19 protein-coding genes are annotated in these 18,833 nt (G+C 67.1%); 18 read left to right on the top strand and 1 reads right to left on the bottom strand.

Annotated elements, in window-relative coordinates:
- From trmD to EV380_RS05435, 11 genes are all read left to right on the top strand, one after another.
- Positions 1–801, top strand: coding sequence for a tRNA (guanosine(37)-N1)-methyltransferase TrmD (gene trmD / locus EV380_RS05485; RefSeq protein WP_130449876.1), 801 nt, complete (start codon positions 1–3; stop codon positions 799–801).
- 200 nt (positions 802–1,001) lie between these two features.
- Complete coding sequence (gene rplS, locus EV380_RS05480; protein WP_102157539.1) at positions 1,002–1,361, top strand: 50S ribosomal protein L19; 360 nt, start codon at positions 1,002–1,004, stop codon at positions 1,359–1,361.
- Between the two features lie 13 nt (positions 1,362–1,374).
- Complete coding sequence (gene lepB / locus EV380_RS05475) at positions 1,375–2,028, top strand: signal peptidase I (protein WP_130449874.1); 654 nt, start codon at positions 1,375–1,377, stop codon at positions 2,026–2,028.
- A 64-nt stretch (positions 2,029–2,092) separates the two neighbouring features.
- Positions 2,093–2,803, top strand: coding sequence for a signal peptidase I (lepB, locus tag EV380_RS05470; protein WP_242607513.1), 711 nt, complete (start codon positions 2,093–2,095; stop codon positions 2,801–2,803).
- Entirely contained in the window at positions 2,800–3,474 is a 675-nt protein-coding gene (locus EV380_RS05465; protein ID WP_130449870.1) for a ribonuclease HII, read from the top strand. Before lepB (EV380_RS05470) ends, EV380_RS05465 begins: the two co-directional genes overlap by 4 nt.
- A 79-nt stretch (positions 3,475–3,553) precedes the next feature.
- The gene (locus tag EV380_RS05460) at positions 3,554–3,883 is read left to right on the top strand and encodes a DUF2469 domain-containing protein (RefSeq protein ID WP_130449868.1); all 330 of its coding nucleotides are present in this window, start codon (positions 3,554–3,556) and stop codon (positions 3,881–3,883) included.
- 99 nt (positions 3,884–3,982) lie between these two features.
- On the top strand, positions 3,983–4,339 hold the full coding sequence (locus EV380_RS05455) for a YraN family protein (protein WP_102157534.1): 357 nt from the start codon (positions 3,983–3,985) through the stop codon (positions 4,337–4,339).
- Positions 4,336–5,907, top strand: coding sequence for a YifB family Mg chelatase-like AAA ATPase (locus tag EV380_RS05450; protein WP_130449866.1), 1,572 nt, complete (start codon positions 4,336–4,338; stop codon positions 5,905–5,907). Before EV380_RS05455 ends, EV380_RS05450 begins: the two co-directional genes overlap by 4 nt.
- On the top strand, positions 5,904–7,160 hold the full coding sequence (gene dprA, locus EV380_RS05445; protein WP_130449864.1) for a DNA-processing protein DprA: 1,257 nt from the start codon (positions 5,904–5,906) through the stop codon (positions 7,158–7,160). Before EV380_RS05450 ends, dprA begins: the two co-directional genes overlap by 4 nt.
- 15 nt (positions 7,161–7,175) lie before the next feature.
- Complete coding sequence (locus EV380_RS05440) at positions 7,176–8,156, top strand: tyrosine recombinase XerC (protein ID WP_130449862.1); 981 nt, start codon at positions 7,176–7,178, stop codon at positions 8,154–8,156.
- A 149-nt stretch (positions 8,157–8,305) separates the two neighbouring features.
- Positions 8,306–8,809 (top strand): DUF3145 domain-containing protein, encoded by a 504-nt coding sequence (locus EV380_RS05435; RefSeq protein WP_102157530.1) that lies wholly within the window; start codon positions 8,306–8,308, stop codon positions 8,807–8,809.
- 97 nt (positions 8,810–8,906) lie between these two features.
- Here the strand turns inward: EV380_RS05435 and EV380_RS05430 are convergent, their stop codons facing one another.
- The gene (locus EV380_RS05430; protein WP_130449860.1) at positions 8,907–10,058 is read right to left on the bottom strand and encodes a PrsW family intramembrane metalloprotease; all 1,152 of its coding nucleotides are present in this window, start codon (positions 10,056–10,058) and stop codon (positions 8,907–8,909) included.
- A 25-nt stretch (positions 10,059–10,083) separates the two neighbouring features.
- On the opposite strand from EV380_RS05430, the gene EV380_RS05425 reads away from it, so the two are divergent.
- The 7 genes from EV380_RS05425 to EV380_RS05395 are packed head-to-tail and all read left to right on the top strand — an operon-like array spanning position 10,084 to position 18,831.
- A complete protein-coding gene (locus EV380_RS05425) occupies positions 10,084–10,461 on the top strand; it encodes a GntR family transcriptional regulator (protein ID WP_102157528.1) in 378 nt (125 codons plus the stop codon).
- 55 nt (positions 10,462–10,516) lie between these two features.
- Complete coding sequence (gene uvrA, locus EV380_RS05420; RefSeq protein WP_207219321.1) at positions 10,517–13,411, top strand: excinuclease ABC subunit UvrA; 2,895 nt, start codon at positions 10,517–10,519, stop codon at positions 13,409–13,411.
- Positions 13,412–13,447: 36 nt separating this feature from the next.
- On the top strand, positions 13,448–14,233 hold the full coding sequence (locus EV380_RS05415; RefSeq protein ID WP_341272758.1) for an HAD hydrolase-like protein: 786 nt from the start codon (positions 13,448–13,450) through the stop codon (positions 14,231–14,233).
- Positions 14,233–14,901 carry a lysophospholipid acyltransferase family protein gene (locus tag EV380_RS05410; protein ID WP_102157525.1) on the top strand — a complete coding sequence of 223 codons (669 nt, stop codon included), beginning with the start codon at positions 14,233–14,235 and terminating at the stop codon, positions 14,899–14,901. Before EV380_RS05415 ends, EV380_RS05410 begins: the two co-directional genes overlap by 1 nt.
- 20 nt (positions 14,902–14,921) lie before the next feature.
- Positions 14,922–16,835, top strand: coding sequence for an excinuclease ABC subunit UvrC (gene uvrC, locus EV380_RS05405; protein WP_130449856.1), 1,914 nt, complete (start codon positions 14,922–14,924; stop codon positions 16,833–16,835).
- Positions 16,836–16,884: 49 nt separating this feature from the next.
- Positions 16,885–17,778 carry an RNase adapter RapZ gene (rapZ, locus tag EV380_RS05400; RefSeq protein ID WP_130449854.1) on the top strand — a complete coding sequence of 298 codons (894 nt, stop codon included), beginning with the start codon at positions 16,885–16,887 and terminating at the stop codon, positions 17,776–17,778.
- Positions 17,779–17,781: 3 nt separating this feature from the next.
- Positions 17,782–18,831, top strand: coding sequence for a gluconeogenesis factor YvcK family protein (locus tag EV380_RS05395; RefSeq protein WP_130449852.1), 1,050 nt, complete (start codon positions 17,782–17,784; stop codon positions 18,829–18,831).
- Positions 18,832–18,833 lie beyond the last annotated feature (2 nt).

Below are 18,833 nucleotides of genomic sequence, written 5' to 3'. Positions count from 1 at the left end.
GTGCGCATCGACGTCGTTAGCATCTTCCCCGAATACCTGGCCGCGCTGGACCTGTCCCTGATCGGCAAAGCCCGACGCGACGGCCTGCTGGACGTGAACGTGCACGACCTGCGCGACCACGCCCACGATCGTCACCGGACGGTCGACGACACTCCCTACGGCGGGGGTGCGGGCATGGTCATGAAAGCCGGTCCGTGGTCCGAGGTGCTGACAGGTATCCGCGAATCTGCCGAGCCCCGCAGCGGCGGCAAGCGTCCCGTGTTGATCGTTCCCTCGCCCGCCGGGGCCGTCTTCAACCAGCGGATGGCCTACGATCTCGCCGAGGAGGACCACCTGGTCTTCGCTTGCGGGCGCTATGAGGGGATTGACGAACGTGTGGTGGAGTGGTCCCGGGAGCACTTCGACGTGCGACCGGTCAGCCTCGGGGACTACGTGCTCAACGGGGGAGAAGTCGCTGTCCTCGCCATGGTCGAGGCCGTGGGACGGCTCATCCCCGGCGTGGTCGGCAACCCCGAGTCGTTGGTGGAGGAGTCGCATTCAGACGGCCTGCTCGAGTACCCGGTCTACACCAAGCCGTCTGAGTGGAATGAGCGGCCGATCCCGGAGGTGCTGCTCTCGGGCAACCACGCGAAGATCGCCCGCTGGCGCCGCGACGAGCAATTCCGCCGCACCGCCGAGCGACGCCCCGACCTCATCTTCGCGCTCGAACCGGAGTCCCTCGACAAGGGCGACCGCGCCGTCTTGGCCGAATGCGGCTACGAAGTGGGAACCGACGGCGTGCGCGCAGTCGAAAAGCCCTGAACAATATGGAATAATAGCTACTTGTGTCTGCTGGGTCCTCTCCTGCCGCAGGGGGATCGGGCCAACAGCCAGACGACCGGCCACCCGACACGTGGCCGGAAACTTCACTTCGGCACGAGCATTCCCGAGACCATTGTGCCCGGCCGCTCTGCCGCTCGAAGGGTGGGGGACCTGCGGCGTCCACCTAGGAGAACAGCGATATGAACATCCTCGATTCCGTTAACGCGGCTACCCTGCGCAACGACGTTCCGGACTTCCGCCCGGGCGACACCGTCAAGGTGCACGTGAACATCATCGAAGGCAAGAACACCCGTGTTCAGATCTTCCAGGGCTACGTCCTGGGCCGCCAGGGTGCCGGCGTCGGTGAGACCTTCACCGTCCGCAAGGTGTCCTTCGGCGTCGGCGTGGAGCGCACCTTCCCGGTGCACTCCCCGGTGATCGAAAAGATCGAGATCGCCGCACGCGGCGACGTGCGCCGCGCCAAGCTGTACTACATGCGCGACCGCCACGGCAAGGCTGCACGCATCAAGGAGAAGCGCGACTTCAAGGGTGCCAAGTAAGGCACTGCGCGACTTGACGCGAGTATCCCCCGCCCCCGGCTCCGGCCGGGGGCACCCGGAGCGCCGGTCCCGTCCGCGGGGCTGGCGCTTCGTCATCCCCGTCCTCCTGTTCGGAGCCGTGGCCGCGCTGATCCTGCGCGCCACGCTGGTCGATTTCTTCTACATCTCGTCGGAGTCCATGACACCGGCGCTGCAGCCCGGCGACGGACTCTTGGTCGATCGAACGGCCTACGACGGGATGCCGGAGCGAGGCGACGTCGTCGTCTTCGACGGGGCGGGGACGCTGGTTCCCTACCGGTCCGCCAACCCGATCGACGGACTCCTGAAGTCGATGCGGCTGACGGGCAACGGCGACTACTTCGTCAAGCGCGTGATCGCCGTCGAGGGAGACAGCCTGAGCTGCTGTGACGCCGACGGGCTGCTCGAGCTCAACGGGTCGCCCCTGCACGAGCCATACGTGCGTCCCGGGGACACTTCGAGCGATGTCGTGTTCGACGTGACGATCCCCGCCGGCCGGATCTGGGTCATGGGAGACCACCGTTCGAATTCGGCAGACTCGCGAGCCCTGCTCGGCGCGCCGGGCGGAGGCATGATTCCGGCGGATCGGGTGCTCGGCAGGGTAGACAATGTTGTGTGGCCTCTGAGTCGAATCGGACTCGAGCCCTGATTCCACGGTTCCGCTCTCGCGGCGGGCCGCGGCCCAGAACGGAATGGACGGTGGAAGGACACCAGTGACGAAGCATCAAGAGAGGTCGTCCGGCGGGCGCAGCCGGCACGGCTCCGGCAAATGGGCATGGCTGCGCGAGATCCTGCTCATCGTCGGCGCGGCGCTGGTCATCTCGTTCGTCGTTAAGACGTTCTTCTTCCGTGCGTTCTACATCCCGTCCGGTTCGATGGAGCCGACCCTCGAGATCAACGACCGGATCTTCGTCAACCTCATGGTGCCGGGGCCCTTCGAGCTGGAGCGTGGCGACGTCGTCGTGTTCCGCGACGAGCTCGACTGGCTGGGCGAGACGGAGGAACCGGAGACCAACGTCGTGCAGGACGTCCTCAAGTTCGTCGGGCTCGTGCCCGATCCCGCCAACCAGCATCTGGTTAAGCGGGTCATCGGCATGCCCGGCGACGTCGTCGTGTGCTGCGATGCCGACGGGCGTGTCGAGGTCAACGACGAACCCCTCGACGAGTCCTATGTGGCCCCGGGGGCCGCGCCGAGCGACGTGCCCTTCGCGGTAACGGTCCCTGAGGAGAAGATCTGGGTCATGGGCGACCACCGGAACGCCTCCGCCGATTCGCGCTTCCACAACGAGCGCGGCGCCGGATTCATCGACCTCGCAGACGTCGAAGGAAAGGCCACCGTTATCGCCTGGCCCGTCGACCGGCTCGGCGTGATCGACAGCCACCACGAAGTGTTCGACGCCGTGAGCGCCGGGGAGCCGGAGTGACGCGACCGGCCCCCGACTTCGCGGCCGAGACCCGGCTTGCCACGCTGCACGGCCCCTGGGTCGCCGGCTGCGACGAGGTCGGGCGCGGTGCGCTGGCGGGCCCGGTCTCCGTCGGGCTCGTCGTCATCGACCCGGCGGCGGCCGGCCTGCTCGCCGGCGTTCGCGACAGCAAGCTGCTGCGGCCGGATGCGCGCGTGGACCTCATCGGCTCCATCATGGCTTGGGCAGCGGCCTGGGGAGTGGGCCACGCGAGCCCCCAAGAAATCGACGAGCTCGGCATCATGCCGGCGACGGGTCTCGCCGGCCGGCGCGCGTTGGAGGCCGCCAGCGGCAGCCAGCGCCCCGATGTCGTACTCGTTGATGGCAACTACGACTGGCTGACGCCGCGGCGGCAGGCCAGCCTGTTCGAAAGCGACCAGTTCGACGGCGGCCCGGCAAGCGCGGTGCCGCCCGTGACGACCCGCGTGAAGGCCGACATGACGTGCCTTTCCGTGGCGGCGGCCTCGGTCCTGGCGAAGGTCGAGCGTGACGAACTGATGCGCCAGCGGCACGAGTCCGAACCGCACTTCGGCTGGGACGCCAACAAGGGGTACGGCACGGAGCACCACCGGGACGCGATCCGCGCGCACGGCCCCAGCGAGAATCACCGACGCTCCTGGCGGCTCATCTGAGGCCGTCGCCGACGCGGCCGTGCGCTGGGCGGCGGACGTGCCGGAACTGGGGCACAATGGACATCTACCGGGAGGAAAGATGAGCGCAGAAGACCTCGAGAACTACGAGACCGACATGGAGCTACAGCTCTATCGGGAGTACCGCGACGTCGTCCACCTGTTCAATTACGTGGTTGAGACCGAGCGGCGCTTCTACCTGGCCAACAATGTCGACGTGCAGCCGCGGTCCGCGGACGGCGAAGTCTACTTCGACGTGACCCTCCAGGATGCGTGGGTCTGGGACGTGTACCGGACTGCCCGTTTCGTGAAGCAGGTTCGGGTGATCACGTTCAAGGATGTGAACGTCGAGGAGCTCACGAAGACCGACGACCTGACCGTTCAGAGGGCCACCGGGCTCGACGAGTCCTGAGCGTCACTATTCGTCCACAATGCGAGGGCGAAGCGTCGTCGTCCACAAGGCCCCGGGATTCCGTCCCGGGGCCTTCGCCGTGCCGGCAAGCTGTTGGATATGGGACACAATCAGGAATTGGGAGCACGCGGCGAGGAACTGGCCGCTAGATATCTCGAGGCCAACGGCTACCGGATCCTCGAACGGAATTGGCGATGCCGCGGGGGAGAGCTGGACATTATCGCCACGCGCGGTGGCGTGCACATCGCCGTTGAAGTCAAGACGCGAACCTCCGATGACTACGGGCACGCGGCCGAGGCGGTGACCGACGCCAAGCGCAGGCGGCTCTTCGGCCTCGCGTGGCAGTGGAGCCGGACCGCGGGGGAGGCGGTCCGACGACTGCAAGTCGACGTCATTGCGATCGAATGCGCCGACGACGAATTCAGGCTCGACCATTTCGAGGCGGTTTCGGCATGACCGGCGGCAACCTGGGGCGGGCGACGGGTGTCGTGCTCACCGGGCTGACCGGACACGTCGTCGATGTCGAGGCCGACATCGGCGGTGGCCTGCCCGCGTTCGTGCTGCTCGGACTACCCGACGCCTCACTCGGCGAGGCGCGCGACCGGATCCGGTCGGCTGCCCGGAATACCGGCGTGCCACTGAGCCCGAGGCGGATCACCGTGAATCTTCAGCCCGCGTCGCTTCCGAAGCGCGGATCTGCCCTCGACCTGGCGATCGTCACGGCGGCCCTCTCGGCGGACGACAGTATGCACGCCCAGCCCGACACGGTCTACATCGGCGAGCTGGGTTTGGACGGAGCCCTCCGACCCGTGCCCGGCGTTCTGCCCTCCGTCCTCTCCGGAGTCCGGCACGGATACCGCAGATTTGTCGTGCCGGAGGCGAATCTCGAGGAGGCGCGGCTGGTCAGCGGCGCGCACGTGACGGGCCACCGTCACCTGGCCGACGTCGTAGCGAACTCCGGGGCCACACGGGACATCGTGCAGAACCTGCGTTGGAACGGCGCCAGTCCGCGCGACTCAGGTCAGGTCCACAAGGGAACAGGCGACGACACCGCACGGGACGCGGCCGCCGACTACTCGGACGTGCGCGGCCAGGAAGCGGCGCGCTTTGCCCTCGAGGTAGCTGCCGCGGGCCGGCACCACCTGATGCTGCGTGGCGAGCCGGGGGCAGGCAAGACCATGCTGGCAGAGCGCCTACCCACGATCCTTCCGCCCCTCAACGACGAGGAAGCCCTCGAAGTGACGGCTGTGCACTCTGTGCACGGGAGCCAGCCCGTCAGCCGGCTGATCCGGCGGCCACCCCTGGTCAGCCCACACCACACCGCCACGATGGCGGCGCTCGTGGGCGGCGGCAGTGGTTTCCCACGTCCCGGGGCCGCGAGTCGGGCCCATCGAGGTGTGCTGTTCCTCGACGAAGCCCCGGAGTTTCGCGGCGGCGTGCTTGACGCACTACGACAGCCGCTGGAATCGGGCGAAATGACCGTGCACAGGGCCTCCGGGGCGGCAACCTTCCCGGCCCGATTCCAACTCGTGCTGGCGGCCAACCTCTGCCCTTGTGGACGGACCGCCGCCGGTGGCCGCGACTGCGAGTGCACGCCCACCGCACGACGCCGGTACCTCGGCCGGCTGTCCGGGCCCTTGCTCGACAGGGTGGACATCCAGGTCGCCGTCCCGCGCGTTTCGCCCACCTATCTGGCGAGTGCACCCGCACCGGAGAGCAGCCGAGCCATTGCTGCGCGTGTGCGACAGGCCCGCCAGCGCCAAGCGGAAAGACTGCGGGAGCATGGGTTGCGCACCAACGGCGAGGTCCCCAGCCGCCTGCTGCGCGGCGGACTGGCGCCAGCTCCCGCGGCGCTGACGAAGCTCGACGAAGCTTTTCGCCGGGGCTGGCTCAGTGCCCGCGGCTACGATCGCGTGATCCGGCTCGGCTGGACCATCGCCGACCTCGCCGGCCGTGAGGCGCCCGCGCTGGAGGATCTCGACGTCGCGCTACAGCTCCGGCAGAGCCAGGAGGTCCGGCCATGAACAGCGGAACATCCGAGACTCGGATGGCCCGAGCGGCTCTGACGCGTTTGATCGAACCCGGCGACCTGACGGGAGCGGCGCTGGTCGCGGTCCTCGGGGCGCAACAAGCCCTCGACCTGATTACCTCACCCGAGCGTCGGGTCCCTGAATCCCTCCAGCAGGCGGTCGCCGAAACTATCGGCTCGGGAACCCGCAAGGAGCTCATGGTCGCGGCGGGGCTGGAGCGTTGGCGTCCTCGCGTACGTGATCTCGCGCCCGAACGCGACCTGGAGACCATGCGGCGCCTCGGCGGCGGTCTGCTGATACCCGAGGACGATGAGTGGCCGGGCCAGCTCGAGGACCTCGGTACGAGCGCGCCTCTGGCCCTCTGGTGGCGGGGTCGGAGCGAATACGCGGCCTTCGACGCCGCCCGGCGCCGGATCGCGGTCGTCGGCAGCCGTGACGCCACTGAGTACGGGATTCGGGCCGCGCACGAGATCATCGCGCCGCTCGTGGCCAAGGGCGCCCAAATCGTCTCCGGCGGCGCCTACGGAATCGACGCGGCCGCCCACCGCGCAGCATTGGCGGCCCTGGCGACGACACCCGGCTCGGTGCACGGGGACCCCACAATGGCGGTCATGGCGGGCGGGCTCGACCGCTTCTATCCGAGCGGCAACGACGATCTGCTCCGCGACATCGCCGCGCACGGGGTCGTCGTCGCGGAGGTCCCGCCAGGTTCGTCGCCGACGCGTTGGCGTTTCCTGCTGCGCAACCGCCTGATCGCCGCCCTCTGCGACGTGACAGTCGTCGTCGAGGCCCGGTGGCGCTCCGGCGCATTGACGACTGCCCGACGTGCAGCGGAGATGGGACGGGAAGTCGGGGCAGTTCCGGGATCGGTCTTCTCCGCGAACTCCGCCGGTTGCCATCGCCTCATCGCTGAGGGTGCTGCGAACATCGTCACCCGGCCCGAGGACGTCGTGGAGATGGCCGGCGGCATCGAGCACTGCCCGGTCCCCGCGGATTCCGCCGGTGGGCGAGCGCACGATGGACTCGACATCCAGGATCTGCTCCTCTTCGACGCACTGCCGGCGCGGGCGGCGGCGACCCCGGACAGTCTCTGCCGGGTCGCTGGGCTCAGCATCGGGGCAGTGCTCGGCGGTCTCTCCCGGCTCCAGCAACGCGGCCTCGCCGTGTCGTCTGATGCGGGATGGCGCCGGAGCGAGGCCAGTTCGGATGGTTCCGGCGCGTCATCACCGCCCCGCGGCGGGCGGTAGTGCACAGTGACCGGTATGAGCGAATCCGTATCCGAGGACTCGACGCAGCCCTCGACAGATGTTGAGGCGTCCGTGGCGTCGTACTTGCGGCACGTGGAGCTCGAACTGGGCAGAAGCGTGCACACGGTGCGCGCCTACGGCGCCGACATCAGGGCCCTGCTGACTTTCGGCGCGAGACGCGGGAAGACGCGCTTGGAGGACGTCGAATTGGCCGACCTGCGGGCCTGGCTGGCCGAAATGCACGAGACCGGTCGGTCCCCGGCAACCATGGCCCGGCGTGCGGCCTCGATCCGTTCCTTCTTCGCGTGGGCGCGACGCACCGACGTGATCGCGGAGGACCCCGCCGCACGACTCCAGGCACCCAGACACGGCAGATCGCTGCCAGCCGTCCTGCAGAAGCAGCAGGTCGGCAGATTGCTCGACGAGCCGCGCGGGGCTCGCGTCGACGATGGCACGGACGACGATGACGTCATCGAGCTGCGAAACGCCGCAATGCTCGAATTGCTCTACGCAACTGGCCTGCGCGTCGGCGAACTCGTCGGTCTGGGCCTCGGCGACATTGACTTCGGACGGCGAACCGTTCGGGTGCGCGGCAAAGGCGACAAGGAGCGGATCGTCCCGTTCGGGGCACCGGCTGCGGCTGCACTTGAGCGGTGGCTCGAGCAGGGCCGGCCCGGGCTGATCGCTGCGGCCCGGGCACGTGAGCGCACGGTGGATGCGGAGGCGGCTTTCCTTGGCCAGCGTGGACGACGCATCGATCCACGTCAGGTGCGCGAGGTCGTCTCCCGCCGACTCAAGGAGCTGGGGGACACGTCCGCGTCGGGCCCCCACGCCCTGCGCCACACCGCTGCGACGCACCTGCTCGACGGCGGGGCCGACCTGCGTGCCGTGCAGGAACTGCTCGGACACTCATCGCTTGCGACCACCCAGCTCTACACCCACGTCTCCATCGAGAAATTGCGAGAAAACTACCAGCAGGCACACCCTCGGGCCTGAGGCTCTCAGCGTCACGTTCATACTGGTGGGAGCGAAAGGTGGCGTAAAGGTTCAAGTTGGGGCAGAATGTTCAATGGGTTCGGAAGAAGAGCTTTCACAGTCACCGTCGGTCGTAGGGGAAGACGTACCAACGGCAACTGGAGGATGGCATGTCTGCACCCACGACTCGGGGCGTACTGTACGTACATTCAGCCCCCACTGCGTTGTGCCCGCATATCGAGTGGGCGATCGGTTCCGTCGTCGACCAGCGAACGGACCTGAGCTGGACCGCGCAACCAGCATCGCCCGGCATGTACCGGGCCCAGATCGAATGGATCGGGCCGCAGGGTACAGGGGCTAAACTCGCGTCCGCCCTTCGCGGATGGGCGCACCTTCGCTACGAGGTGACCGAGGACCCCAGTCTCGGTGCCGATGGCAGCAGGTGGTCCCATACCCCAGAGCTCGGCATCTTCCACGCGACGACGGATACCTCCGGCAATATCGTCGTCGGCGAGGATCGCATTCGCTTCGCCTACGAGCAGGGCAGCGGCGACCCCGCAGCCGTGTACCACGAACTCTCCCTCGCCCTCGGCGAGGCCTGGGACGAGGAACTCGAGCCCTTCCGGCACGCCTCCGACGGCGCGCCGGTCCGCTGGCTGCACCAGGTCGGCTGAGTCCGTCCTCCTCCGGCAGCCCTCCCCGGATCATCCGTGCCAACCGGTTGCACCCTCATATAGTCGACGCGTCCACCCCATCGGGTGGACGCGTCGTCTATGTGCGCAGCAGTTGCGCTCGCTCGCTGGTCAACTCAAGCAGGAGTCGTTCTTCTCGTCCCTGCTGCCGCAGAACGTCGTGCCCCATGCAGATGCGGTGCCGCACCTCGGCGAGACGGACGGCTGTGCGTGTGAACTTCTTGAGTTCCTGCACGGCCCCGCGGGGTTTGGCCCAGGCTACTGCCTGACGACGCCCCGCCGTCGTACCGAAGAGCTGAGCTTCCTCGTCGGTGAGCCAGCCAGCTTCGCTGTACTCGAGCAGGTAGCCGAGGATTCGATTCCGTTCGGCGCGCCGCAGCCACAGGACGCCGGCGATGCCCAGCGCGAAGAGGGGCACCTGCAGCGTCACATAGAACGTCAGGAAATCCTCGAAGAACAGCGCCAGGCCCCCGTTCCACAGGAAGTGGCCCAGTACTGCGAGCGCGTAGCCGGGCAGCGCGAACCACAGCGCTGCGGATCGCCGCCCTTTGACGGCGGCCAGGCCGAGGAAGAATCCCAGGCAGCTCGTGAACATCACGTGCGCGAACGGGCTGAACAAGCCGCGCATGACGAACATAGCGACCACCTCGTAGGGTGCGCTGACCCACGCGGAGCCGAAGTAGAGGATGTTCTCCGTGAAGGCGAAGCCGGCCCCGACGAGACCGCCGTACACGATCCCGTCCACGGGGCCATCGAAGTGCCACCGCGCTACGTAGAACACCAGCAGCACGCCGATGCCCTTGAAGGCCTCCTCGAGAATCGGCGCCTGAACCACAGCTCCGAAGATATCCGGGTCGGCGAAGACGGTCAGGGGCATGACCAGGCGCGTGAAGGGTTCGCCGAAAAGCATGGTGCCGGCGACCGAGGCGCCCGCGCCCCACAGCACGGCGAAGAGCACGGCAGGGGCCGGTTCGGGGTCCCACCGATCGATCCAGCGCAGGCCCAACAGGCAGATCCCGAGCGGCACCAGGGCCAGGAGGCCGACGGCGAACATCGTGGTCTGGCCGATGAACGGTGCCAGCCAGTACACCGTGCCGACGAAGACGACCAGAGCGATGAGAGACATGACCAGGACCCGGCTCTGGTGGCGACGACGCTCACGGAAGGGCGGCAGATCGAGATGCGGGGGTGGAGCAATGGCGTGGGGAATCGGAGGTGCGCTTGCGCTCATACGCCCAGCATAGTTGTGTGGGGGTGTGGACAACCTTGAATTCCTCGCGATCGATGCGGCGAGCGAGACGCACCCCTACGACCAGATTCGGCGCCAGATCATCGATGCGGTCGGCCAGGGGCGCCTCGTGGCCGGCGAGCGTCTGGTCCCGGTCCGGAAGCTCGCGGAACAGCTGGGTGTGGCGGTCAACACCGTGGCCCGCGCGTACAAGGAGCTGGAGGCCGCCGGCGTCGTCGTGACGAAGGGCCGAGCCGGGACAGTCGTGCAGGCGGCCCCGGGTTCTGCTAACGCACAGGTCAGCAAGGCGGCCGAGGAGTACGCTCGAGTCGTCAGCGCCTGGGGCGTGCCGGATGACGAAGCACTGGACCTGGTGCGTGCCGCGCTGGAGAAATCGCACAGCTAACGCCTGCGCGGCGCACAGTGTCGCACTCGAATGCGTTTTCGATTAGGATGTGCTCGTGGCTACTGACGCATCGACACTGAACCATCTCCCGGACCGCTCGCGGCTCATCGTCAAGGGCGCGCGGGAGCACAATCTGCGCAATGTGGACGTGGACCTGCCCCGTGACTCGCTGATCGTCTTCACGGGCCTGTCCGGTTCGGGGAAGTCGTCGCTCGCCTTCGACACGATCTTCGCTGAAGGCCAGCGGCGCTATGTGGAGTCCCTGTCCTCATATGCCCGGATGTTCCTGGGCCAGGTGGACAAACCAGACGTGGACTTCATCGAAGGCCTCTCGCCAGCGGTTTCCATCGACCAGAAGTCGACGAGCCGCAATCCACGTTCGACGGTCGGTACCATCACTGAAATCTACGACTACATGCGCCTTCTCTGGGCGCGCATCGGCCAGATGTTTTGTCCCGAGTGCAACGAACCCGTGACGAAGCAGACGCCGCAGCAGATCGTCGACCAGCTCCTCGAGCTCCCGGAGAAGACACGCTTTCAACTCCTGGCCCCGGTCGTGCGTTCGCGCAAGGGCGAGTTCGTCGACCTCTTCAAGGATCTGGCAGCGAAGGGATACTCGCGGGCCATCGTCGACGGCGAGGTTGCGCAGCTCTCCGACCCGCCCAAGCTCGGCAAGCAGATCAAGCACACGATCGAGGTCGTCGTCGACCGGCTCGTGATCAAGGATGGCATTCGGCAGCGACTCACGGATTCAGTCGAGACGGCTCTCGGGCTGGCGGAGGGCCGCGTGCTCGCCGATTTCGTGGATCTCGGCGAAGAGGATGAGGATCGCCGCCGCGCGTTCTCCGAGAATCTGGCCTGTCCCAACGAGCACGCGCTGGCCATTGACGAGATCGAGCCACGGTCGTTTTCGTTCAACAACCCCTACGGCGCCTGCACCGCCTGTTCGGGCATCGGCAGCCGGCTCGAGGTGGACGAGCAGCTCGTCGTGCCCGACGGTGCCCTGTCCATCCGCGACGGTGCCATCGCACCGTGGTCGCTCGGCAAGGCGACCACCGAGTATTGGAATCGCCTCATCGAGGGATTGTCGAATGACTTCGACTTCTCCCTCGACGATTCCTGGGACGAGCTGTCCGCGAAGGCCAAAAAGGCCATCCTGCACGGCAAGGATCACAAGGTCGTTGTCCAGTACAGGAACCGCTTCGGCCGTGAACGCAAGTACAGCACCGGGTTCGAAGGCGTCATCCAGTACATCCACCGCAAGCACCTCGAGACCGAGTCCGATCACGCACGCGACCGCTACGAGCAGTACATGCGCCAGACCCCCTGCCCGGAGTGCGACGGCGCCCGCCTGAACCCCGCGTCGCTGTCCGTGCGTGTCGAAGGGCGTTCGATTGCGGACGTCTGCCGGATGCCGATGCGCGAGGCTGAGCGTTTCTTCGATGAGTTGTCCCTGAACAGGCGCGACCGGCAGATCGCGGAGCAGGTCCTCAAGGAGATCGTGGCCAGACTCCAGTTCCTGCTTGATGTGGGGTTGGAGTACCTGAACCTCGAACGGCCGGCCGCCACGCTCTCCGGTGGCGAGGCCCAGCGCATCCGGCTGGCCACGCAGATCGGGTCGGGACTCGTGGGCGTGCTCTACGTCTTGGACGAGCCTTCGATCGGGCTGCATCAGCGCGACAACCGCCGCCTCATCGAGACGTTGGTCCGACTGCGCGATCTCGGGAACACCCTGATCGTCGTCGAACACGACGAGGACACCATCGCAGAGGCCGATTGGATCGTAGACATCGGGCCCGGCGCCGGCGAACACGGCGGCCACGTTGTGCACTCCGGTCCGCTGGCGGGTCTGCTCGAGAACCGCGAATCGATGACGGGCGACTACCTCTCCCGCCGCCGCCAACTCGCGATCCCCGCCGAGCGTCGAGCCACTGATCCAACTCGGCAGGTGACTGTGGTCGGGGCCCGCGAGAACAATCTGCAAGACCTGACGGTGGACTTCCCGCTGGGCGTCCTGACAGCCGTGACGGGCGTGTCAGGTTCGGGGAAGTCGACGCTCGTCAACGACATCCTCTACAAGGTGCTCGCCAACAAACTCAACGGGGCCAAGCAGGTCGCTGGTCGCCACACTCGGGTCAAGGGCGTGGAGCTGCTCGACAAGGTCATCCACGTCGACCAGAGCCCGATCGGGCGCACCCCGCGCTCCAACCCGGCAACGTACACGGGCGTTTTCGACCGGATCCGCAAACTCTTCGCCGAGACCAACGAGGCGAAGGTGCGCGGCTATCAGGCGGGACGGTTCTCGTTCAATGTCAAAGGCGGTCGGTGTGAGTCCTGCTCCGGCGACGGGACGCTGAAGATCGAGATGAACTTCCTGCCGGACGTCTACGTACCGTGCGAGGTCTGCGAGGGCAAGCGCTACAACCGCGAGACCCTGGAAGTCCACTACAAGGGCAAGAACATCGCAGAGGTCCTCGAAATGCCGATCGAGGAGGCCGCCGAGTTTTTCGAGGCCTTCCCGCCCATCGCCCGGCACCTGAACACGCTTGTTGAGGTCGGGCTCGGCTATGTGCGGCTCGGACAGCCGGCGACAACCCTTTCGGGTGGCGAGGCCCAGCGGGTCAAGCTCTCCGCCGAGTTGCAGAAACGGAGCAAAGGCCGAGCCATCTACGTCCTGGACGAGCCGACGACTGGTCTGCACTTCGAGGACATCCGCAAGCTCCTGGGCGTCCTTCAAGGGCTGGTGGGCAAGGGCAACACGGTCATCACCATCGAGCACAACCTGGACGTCATCAAGAGCGCCGACTGGGTAATCGATCTCGGTCCCGAGGGAGGATCAGGCGGCGGGCAGGTGGTCGCGGAGGGCACTCCCGAGCAGGTCGCCCGGGTCGCCGGCAGCCACACTGGTGGATTCCTGGCGGAGATCCTACCGGCCGCGACGACCGTCTGACCGCAGCGTTCCCTGGCCCGTACACCGTGCTGCGACATGGGGTCGTCCATGCCGTGTCAGGCATGGACACCCCGGTTGCCGGAGAGTCCATGGCAGAATGTCCCGGTGATGATACGCCCGACGACCCGATATCGTGCCGTTCTTTTCGACCTGGACGGGACGCTCGTAGACCCCCGGACGGCCATCTCGGGAGGAATCGCAGCCGCGCTGACCGCGCACGGCCTGCCAGTTCCCGTCGGAGAAGCGCTCGACGCGATGATCGGCCCGCCTTTGGCGGCCAGCCTGCGAGGAGTCCCCGGTATGACCGAGGAACTCCTCCCCAGCGTCGTGGATCACTACCGAAGCGGCTACCGCTCGAAAGGCATGGCCGCCAGCGTGGTCTACCCCGGGATCGTCGACCTGCTCGATGCACTCGGCGACGCCGGCGTACTGCGCGCGGTCGCAACATCGAAACCGGAGCCGATCGCCCGAGAACTCCTCCAGATTCAGGGTCTCACCGGATACTTCGAGGCGATTTGCGGGGCCAACCCCGATGAGAGCGCACCGCACGAGGGCAAAGCCGCCATCGTGTCCGCGGCTCTCTCAGCGCTTCAAGCCAGCATCCCCACAGGCGGCGTGCTGGACGCCGCCATGGTCGGCGACCGCTTCTTCGATGTCGACGGGGGGCGCGCGAATGGCGTCCCGTGCGTGGGCGTCTCGTGGGGCTACGCACGGGACGGCGAGCTTGAGGCAGCGGGCGCCGTCGCCGTCGTGCATGACGCCGACGACCTCCGGCGCGTGCTGGACGAACTCACGACCGACGAGACGAAAGAGGCACATTGATGGGCGTCTTCAACGGTGTCCGCTCGACGGTCGCCAGCAGCCTTCGCACCTTTTGCCGCCCTACGGTGATCGGCGTCGAGAACATCCCGGACGAGGGCCCCTTCATCGTCGCCTCGAACCACCTGTCCTTCCTCGATAGCGTCATCATCCAGGCGCTCATGCCGAGGCCCGTGGCCTTCTTCGCCAAGGCCGAGTACTTCACGACGCCGGGGCTCAAGGGTCGAGTCATGAAGGCCTTCTTCGAGTCGGTCGGGTCCATCCCGGTCGAGCGCGGCGAACAAGCCGCCTCCGTCGCGGCCCTCGATCAGCTGGTCGAGATTCTCGAGGCCGGCGGCGGTATCGGCATCTACCCCGAGGGCACCCGCTCCCGCGACGGGCGCCTCTACCGTGGGCGCACCGGCGTCGGCTGGCTGGCTCTGAGCACGGGCGTTCCCGTTCTGCCCGTAGGACTCATCGGGACCGAGAAGCTTCAGCCGGCCGACACCAACAAGGTTCGGCCCCAGCACTTCACGCTGAAGGTCGGCGAGCCCCTGCACTTCGACCATGTCGGCCCGAAGCACCCCCTACCCGCCCGACGCGAAGCGACCGACCGCGTCGTCGCCGCCATCGCCGAGCTGACGGGCCAGGAACGAAGCGACCGCTACAACCAAGCCCCGACCGTCAACTAGGTCGCGGGCGCAGAGCTGAGATGGCAGATCCGCAGAGCTACCGCCCCCGCACGTCGGACATCCCCACGCGTCCTGGCGTCTACCGATTCCGCGACCCGAACGGGCGCGTCATCTATGTCGGAAAGGCGAAGAGCCTGCGCTCGCGCCTGAGCTCCTACTTCGTCAATCCGAATCAGCTCAACCCCAAGACCCACGCCATGGTCCACACGGCGGCGAGCGTCGAATGGACCGTCGTCGGCAGCGAGCTCGAGGCGCTGCAGCTCGAATACACGTGGATCAAGGAATTCACGCCCCGCTTCAATATCGTCTTCCGCGACGACAAGTCCTACCCCTACCTCGCCGTCACGATGGGGGAGAAGTTCCCCCGGGCCCAGGTCATGCGCGGCGACCGCCGCAAGGACGTCAAGTACTTCGGCCCGTTCTATCCCGCCAAGGCCATCCGGGAGACGCTCGATACCCTCCTGCGGGTCTTCCCCGTGCGCACCTGCAGCACCGGCGTCCTGCGCCGGGCGGAGCAGACCGGGCGTCCATGCCTGCTGGGCTACATCGACAAGTGCGCCGCACCCTGCGTCGGTCGCATCAGCGAGGCGGACCACCGCGCGCTGGCCGAGGAGCTCTGCCAGTTCATGGGCGGCGAAGGCACGAAGTTCATCCGCCAGCTCGAGCGGCAGATGGCCGATGCCGCCGCAGCGATGGAATACGAGAAGGCCGCCCGGCTACGCGACGACGTGCAGGCCCTCAAGCGCGTCTTCGAGCGCAACGCCGTCGTCCTGGCGGAGGAGACGGAAGCGGACATCTTCGCCTTCGCGGAGGACGAGCTGGAGGCCGCCGTGCAGGTGTTCCACGTCCGCAACGGCCGGATCCGCGGCCAGCGCGGCTGGGTCGTGGAGAAGGTCGAGGACTCCACGCCCGCCGAGTTCGTCGCCCACCTGCTCCAGCAGGTCTACGGGAACGACGACGGCGGGGACCGCCTCCCGCGCGAAGTCCTCGTCCCCATCGAGCCCGCGGATTCGGAGAAACTGGGGGAGTGGCTCTCGTCTCTGCGCGGAGCCGGCGTGAGTCTGCGCGTGCCCCGGCGCGGCGAGAAAGCCACCCTGCTCGAGACCGTGCGTGAGAACGCCGAGCAGGCCCTGCGGCTGCACAAGTCCAAGCGCGCAGGCGACATCACCACCCGGTCGGCGGCCCTCCAAGAGCTTCAAGAGTCACTCGGGATCCCGGTCCCGCTGATGCGCATCGAGTGCTACGACATCTCGCACGTCTCGGGCACCAATGTCGTCGCCTCGATGGTCGTCGTCGAGGACGGATTGCCCAAGAAATCGGACTACCGCAAGTTCTCGATCACTGGCCAGGCGGCCCGTGACGACACCGCGGCGATGTACGACGTCATTAGCCGCCGGTTCAAGCGGTACCTCGAGGACCAGCAGAACTCTGCGCCGCTGATCTCGGGCGAGATCGCCCAGGCTGAGATCACCGAGACCCGGAAGTTCGCCTACCCGCCCTCGCTCGTGGTCGTCGACGGCGGTCCGCCGCAGGTTGCCGCCGCCTGTCAGGCCCTGTCGGACTTGGGGATCGACGACGTCTACGTCGTCGGTCTCGCCAAGCGGCTCGAGGAAGTGTGGCTGCCAGACGATGAATTCCCTGTCATCCTCCCGCGGGCTTCCGAATCGCTCTACCTGCTGCAGCGGGTCCGGGACGAGGCGCACCGCTTCGCCATCACCTTCCACCGCAAGAAACGCTCAAGTTCGATGATGGAGAGCATTCTCGATGACGTTCCCGGTTTGGGACCGGCGAAGCGGACGGCGCTCCTGAAGGAATTCGGTTCCCTCAAGCGCCTGCGCTCCGCCAGCCGCGAGGATCTGCTGGGCGTCCCGGGGGTTGGGCCTGCCCTCGCCGACCACGTCCTGCGGGCGCTGGCATCGCCGGAGGAGCCGTAGCCACCTCTCGGTCTGACGAGGTCGGGCTGGCCAGCTTAGACTGAACGGTATGGAGAGCCAGTTTGAGACCGTAAAACCGGCAGAGTCGGAACTGCTGATCATCACCGGCATGTCCGGCGCGGGTCGCACCACCGTCGCCCACGCCCTCGAAGACCACGGGTGGTACGTCGTCGAAAATCTGCCACCGCAGATGCTCCGCCGTCTCACCGAGCTCGAGACGCCGGCGACAGCCATCCTCAACAAGCTCGCGGTCGTGATGGACGTGCGCAGCAGTACCTTCAACCCGCTGCTGAGCGAGGCCCTGGCCGATCTGACGGCCGCGGGCGTCAGTTACCGCGTGCTGTTCGTCGACGCCGACGACGCTGCTCTCGTCCGTCGCTTCGAACAGGGCCGGCGTCCCCACCCGCTCCAGGGTGAGGGCAGGATTCTCGACGGGCTGCACGCCGAGCGTGCGCTGCTGACCGAGTTGCGCGACCGCGCCGAGATCGTCATCGACACGACCAATCAGAACGTCCACACGCTCTCCACGGAGATCACTCAGCTTTTCAGTGAGAACGGGCCAATCGTCCTGCGCTTGAACGTCATGAGTTTCGGCTTCAAGTACGGCCTGCCGGCTGACGCGAACTACGTCGCCGACGTCCGCTTCATCCCCAACCCGCACTGGGTGCCCGAGCTGCGACCGCAGACGGGCAAGGACGACTCGGTCCAGAAATTCGTTTTCGCCGCGGACGGGGCCGAGGAGTTCATCTCCGCCTACCTGGAGGCCCTGAAACCGGTCCTCGAAGGGTACCGGCGCGAGAACAAGCACTACGCCACGATCGCCATCGGCTGCACCGGGGGAAAGCACCGCTCCGTCGCCGTCACCGAGGAGCTCGCACGGCGGCTCGCCCAGCTGCCGAGTGTGACGGTCAACGTCAGCCACCGGGATCTCGGCAGGGAGTAGGACATGTCCCTCGTGACGGGCCAGATCCCGCTCGTGCCGCCCCGCCCGGCAGACCGTCCAGGAGAACGGATCAAGGTGGCCGCCCTCGGTGGTGGCCACGGACTGTCGGCCTCACTGAGCGCCCTGCGGCGTCTGACGCCGGACATCACCGCGATCGTGACTGTAGCTGACGACGGCGGGTCATCCGGCCGCCTGCGCGCCGAGTACGACGTCCTGCCGCCGGGTGATCTGCGCATGGCCCTAGCGGCCCTGTGCGACGACTCCGATTGGGGGCGCACGTGGCGCGACGTCATGCAGCACCGATTCCGGGGCACCGGGCCCGTGCCCAGTTCGCTCGAGAACCACGCCCTCGGAAATCTGCTCATCGTCACCCTCTGGGAACTGCTGGGCAATCCCGTCGACGGTCTCAAATGGGCCGGAGCGCTGCTCGGCGCCCGGGGGACCGTCCTGCCCATGAGCACCACTCCGCTGACAATCCGCGGCAGCGTGCGGGACGAGGTCGAGGGCGACGGCGTCTCGCTTCGGCAGGTCGATGGCCAGGCGAACCTCGCCCACGCCTCGCGCTTCGGCAGCATCCAGTCCGTTGAGATCGAACCGGCCGACGCCCCGGCCTGCCGGGAAGCGCTGGACGCGATCGAATTGTCCGACTGGGTCGTGCTCGGTCCGGGCTCGTGGTACACCTCGATCCTGCCGCACGTCCTGCTGCCGGAACTGCGCCGCGCGCTCGAATCGACCACCGCCAACCGACTTCTGACCATGAATTTGCGCACACAGACGAGGGAGACGCCCGGCATGTCCGCGGCCGACCACCTCGAGGTGTTCCGCCGCTATGCGCCTGATCTGCGCATAGACGCTGTTCTGGTCGATCCGAGCGTCGTCGAGGACGTCGAGGAGTTCCGTGCGGCGGCCGCGCGGCTCGGGGCCACCTGCTTCTTCGATAAAGTGGGGGCCGCGACGGGTCGCGCGGTGCATTCGCCGCTGCGCCTGGCGAACGCGTACCACGACGTCTTCACGTCGTTCTGTAGTCGAGACACCGGTAGTGAGGAACCCTGAAT

The organism is Zhihengliuella halotolerans (assembly GCF_004217565.1).
GTDB classification, from domain to species: domain Bacteria; phylum Actinomycetota; class Actinomycetes; order Actinomycetales; family Micrococcaceae; genus Zhihengliuella; species Zhihengliuella halotolerans.
The sequence above is the reverse complement of the archived record's forward strand: the minus strand, read 5'-3'. Positions and strand labels throughout refer to the sequence as shown.

Bases quoted from the DNA above. Each gene is read 5' to 3' on its own strand.
- rplS (WP_102157539.1), top strand. From the start codon at position 1,002: ATGAACATCCTCGATTCCGTTAACGCGGCTACCCTGCGCAACGACGTT.
- EV380_RS05460 (WP_130449868.1), top strand. From the start codon at position 3,554: ATGAGCGCAGAAGACCTCGAGAACTACGAGACCGACATGGAGCTACAG.
- EV380_RS05455 (WP_102157534.1), top strand. From the start codon at position 3,983: ATGGGACACAATCAGGAATTGGGAGCACGCGGCGAGGAACTGGCCGCT.
- EV380_RS05450 (WP_130449866.1), top strand. From the start codon at position 4,336: ATGACCGGCGGCAACCTGGGGCGGGCGACGGGTGTCGTGCTCACCGGG.
- dprA (WP_130449864.1), top strand. From the start codon at position 5,904: ATGAACAGCGGAACATCCGAGACTCGGATGGCCCGAGCGGCTCTGACG.
- EV380_RS05440 (WP_130449862.1), top strand. From the start codon at position 7,176: ATGAGCGAATCCGTATCCGAGGACTCGACGCAGCCCTCGACAGATGTT.
- EV380_RS05435 (WP_102157530.1), top strand. From the start codon at position 8,306: ATGTCTGCACCCACGACTCGGGGCGTACTGTACGTACATTCAGCCCCC.
- EV380_RS05430 (WP_130449860.1), bottom strand. From the start codon at position 10,058: ATGAGCGCAAGCGCACCTCCGATTCCCCACGCCATTGCTCCACCCCCG.
- EV380_RS05415 (WP_341272758.1), top strand. From the start codon at position 13,448: ATGGGGTCGTCCATGCCGTGTCAGGCATGGACACCCCGGTTGCCGGAG.
- EV380_RS05410 (WP_102157525.1), top strand. From the start codon at position 14,233: ATGGGCGTCTTCAACGGTGTCCGCTCGACGGTCGCCAGCAGCCTTCGC.
- uvrC (WP_130449856.1), top strand. From the start codon at position 14,922: ATGGCAGATCCGCAGAGCTACCGCCCCCGCACGTCGGACATCCCCACG.
- rapZ (WP_130449854.1), top strand. From the start codon at position 16,885: ATGGAGAGCCAGTTTGAGACCGTAAAACCGGCAGAGTCGGAACTGCTG.
- EV380_RS05395 (WP_130449852.1), top strand. From the start codon at position 17,782: ATGTCCCTCGTGACGGGCCAGATCCCGCTCGTGCCGCCCCGCCCGGCA.